A 2,853-nucleotide genomic window follows, 5' to 3' on the forward strand; every position below is an offset into this window, starting at 1 on the left:
GGCAACCGACGTGCGACCCTGCCGCGTGGCAACGCTGTAAAGCAGCAGGGTCACTATGAGCCCGCCGCAGAAAGCCGCGAGCGGCAGGGCGAACGTGCCGAACAGGGCCGTCACGGGCAGAAGCACCGTGGAGCCGAGAACGATCACCGCGACCGCGCCGAGGCTGGCTCCGGCTGAAACGCCTATAAGGCCGGGATCGGCCAGCGGGTTGCGGAACAGCCCCTGCATGACCGCGCCGGACACGGCAAGCGCCGCGCCGATCAGCACGCCGAGCAGCACGCGCGGCATGCGAATGTCATAGACGATCAGCTGGTCACGGGCGGCAAGCGCCGCATCGGCCGGCGTGGCTCCCGTCAGCCAGCCATGGATAACCCGAACCGCTGACGCGTCGGACGCGCCCGAGGTCAGCGACAAGAAAATGGACAGCGCAAGCACGACGCAGGACAGGCCGATGACCAGACGGGCGCGGCCCGAGCGATCGCCGGTCATCATCGCGCCCGCCTGGCCGGCGATCGTTTGATCGACCATGATCCGCGCTCAGTCCGTGACCTGCGCGCCATAGAGCGAGACGGCGAGGTCGTGGATGGCATCGGCCGTGCGCGGACCGAATCCGAGCAGATAACCGCCCCACATGCTGATGAACTTGCGGTCGGCGCCCGCCGGCGTCGATGCGATCGCCGGATTGGCAAAGAGCTCGTCTGCCGAAATCTGCGGGCCGCCACCCTTCATCGTCAGGATCACATCGGGCCTGGCTGTCACGATTGCCTCGTCCGACATGGTCTTGTAGCCGGAGGAGCCCTCCACGGCATTGACCGCGCCGGCGAGCTTGATGATGCCGTCGGCGGCCGTGTCGCCGCCCGCCGCGAGGATCTTGCCGCCCTGCGTCGAGAGCACGAACAGGACGCGCTTGCGCTCCTTGATCGACGCCGTCTGCTTTTCCGCCGCGGTCAGCTTGGCATCCGTCTCGGCGGCGAGCTTCTCGGCCTTGGCGTCGACACCCAGCGCCTTGCCGACAAGCCGGATCTTTTCGAGGATGCCTTGATGGGTGAAATGCTCCGGCACCTCGATGTAAGGCACGCTCGACTTTTTCAGCACATCGACCGCGGCTTGCGGGCCGCTGCCGTGGATCGCCAGGATACCCGACGGATTGACCGACAGAACGCCCTCGGGCGACAGCTGGCGCATATAGCCGACGTCGGGAAGCTTGAGCGCTTCCTCGGGGTAGTTGCTGGTCGAATCGCGGGCGACCAGACGGCTCCCCTCGCCAAGCGCATAGACGATCTCTGTGATCGAGCCGCCGATCGAGACGATCCGCGCGGCATCGGAAAACGTGGCGGCGCCTTCGTTGGCCCCGGCAGACAGGGGCACGAAAGCGAGCAAAGCGCCGACCAGCGGCGCAAGCGCCGCGCGAAAACTGAAAACAACGCGCATTTGGTTTTTCCTCAGGCCGCGGTCGGATTGGGGATGCGCGGCAGGTTCTCCGCCAGGAATCGCCAGTCGTCGCGCTCGCTTTCGCCTTCATGGCGCTTGCCGAAGAACTGGATGATCATGTCGCCATTGGCGGCATAGACTTCCAGCGACGTGACATGGCCGTCCTTGGTCGGTTTACGCACAGCCCAGACTTCATGGATATGGTCGGTGCGCAGGTGCAAGTGGAAGGTCTCGTCCAGCACGTTGATCCACGGCCCCATCGGCTTGATCGACTTGACCGGGCCGGAATGAATCTGGATGCAGCCGCGATTGCCCACGAAGCACATGATGGGCATCTCGCCTTCGGCGGCGTGATGGAACATGGCGCGGACCGCGTCATTGTCGAGCAGCCAGGCATAGTCCTGGCCAACCATGCGCACGGCCTGGCGGCGGCTGAGCTTCAGCGTCTTCAGCATGCCGAAGAACTGGTGCACGTCGGTCAGCCGGCTCCAGCGGTCGCGCAGATCGTCGAGGTTTGCCGTCGGCGCCCCGGATTCGCTCTCATCGTCGGAGACGGCCCCGGAAATGTCGACCGTCGGTTCCTGGTTCGACGATTCCAGCGCGGCGACCAGCTTCTGATAGGCATAGAGGCTCGAGGACGGCCGCAGATGCACCTTGTGCACCGCCTCGCCCGCCGCGTCGAAGAACTGCAGGCTGCGGCGAATTTCGTCACCGTCGCGCTTTTCGACGGCAAAGCCGTGCGCCCAGACCTTCGGGAATATGCGCAGATCGATGTTCTCGCCGAGCACCATCGCATTGTGGTTGCCGGTGACGACCTTGTCGTAGACGCCGATCTTCTCGTGCACCGCGCTTTCGTTGCGGGTCAGCGCCATCACCTCGCCGACGGCCTCGAGCCCGGTCAGGAGGTCGTTGACACGCGGCTCGACGCGCACGACACCATCGCCGCAATGCGCCGCCACCAGCTCGGCTTCCGAAATGCCAAGCTGGCTGGCCAGGTCACGCTCGCGCGCTTTCGGATTCTCCGTCCGTGCCCGCCGGATTTCATGTGGGGCGGGTTTTACGCGCTGGTCCATGTCTTACCCCTGTTGCCTTCTTACTTGTTGAGAATGAGCTTGCCCTGCCGGGTGATCTTCAGCCGGTAGAGAGCGCCGTGATGTTCGATGCCGATTTCGTGCTCACCCTGGAAAAGGGTGTTGCTGGAGAGGGTTCGCACCGCCAGCGGGATTCGATCGAAGCGAGCGGAGGCATCATCGGAACGGCGGACGCGATAACGAAAATCGTTGGGATTGTGCGTGTTCATCTGGGGTCGATCCCTTTCCTGTGCCGGGCATCTGGCTAGGCGTTGCGTAATTGCCGATTCATTTCTTGACTTGAATAATCATGTTTATTAGTCAGTGCAATACCGGAGCAAACGAGTCAACA

At 63.9% G+C, this 2,853-nt stretch carries 4 protein-coding genes; all 4 read right to left on the reverse strand.

Annotated elements, in window-relative coordinates; all coding sequences use genetic code 11:
• Nucleotides 1–528 (reverse strand): iron chelate uptake ABC transporter family permease subunit (locus J0I79_RS34690; RefSeq protein ID WP_292870599.1); only part of this gene is annotated, 528 nt, incomplete at its 3' end.
• Between the two features lie 9 nt (nucleotides 529–537).
• Nucleotides 538–1,431, reverse strand: a complete 894-nt coding sequence (locus tag J0I79_RS34695) for a hemin ABC transporter substrate-binding protein (protein ID WP_292870602.1) — start codon at nucleotides 1,429–1,431, stop codon at nucleotides 538–540.
• A gap of 11 nt (nucleotides 1,432–1,442) precedes the next feature.
• Nucleotides 1,443–2,504, reverse strand: coding sequence for a hemin-degrading factor (locus tag J0I79_RS34700; RefSeq protein WP_292870605.1), 1,062 nt, complete (start codon nucleotides 2,502–2,504; stop codon nucleotides 1,443–1,445).
• Between the two features lie 20 nt (nucleotides 2,505–2,524).
• Nucleotides 2,525–2,731: a hemin uptake protein HemP gene (gene hemP / locus J0I79_RS34705; RefSeq protein WP_027051401.1), complete on the reverse strand. Its 207-nt coding sequence runs from the start codon at nucleotides 2,729–2,731 to the stop codon at nucleotides 2,525–2,527.
• Nucleotides 2,732–2,853 lie beyond the last annotated feature (122 nt).

The organism is Mesorhizobium sp. (genome assembly GCF_017306585.1).
In the GTDB taxonomy this organism is placed as follows: Bacteria; Pseudomonadota; Alphaproteobacteria; order Rhizobiales; family Rhizobiaceae; genus Mesorhizobium.

Bases quoted from the DNA above. Each gene is read 5' to 3' on its own strand.
- J0I79_RS34695 (WP_292870602.1), bottom strand. From the start codon at position 1,431: ATGCGCGTTGTTTTCAGTTTTCGCGCGGCGCTTGCGCCGCTGGTCGGC.
- J0I79_RS34700 (WP_292870605.1), bottom strand. From the start codon at position 2,504: ATGGACCAGCGCGTAAAACCCGCCCCACATGAAATCCGGCGGGCACGG.
- hemP (WP_027051401.1), bottom strand. From the start codon at position 2,731: ATGAACACGCACAATCCCAACGATTTTCGTTATCGCGTCCGCCGTTCC.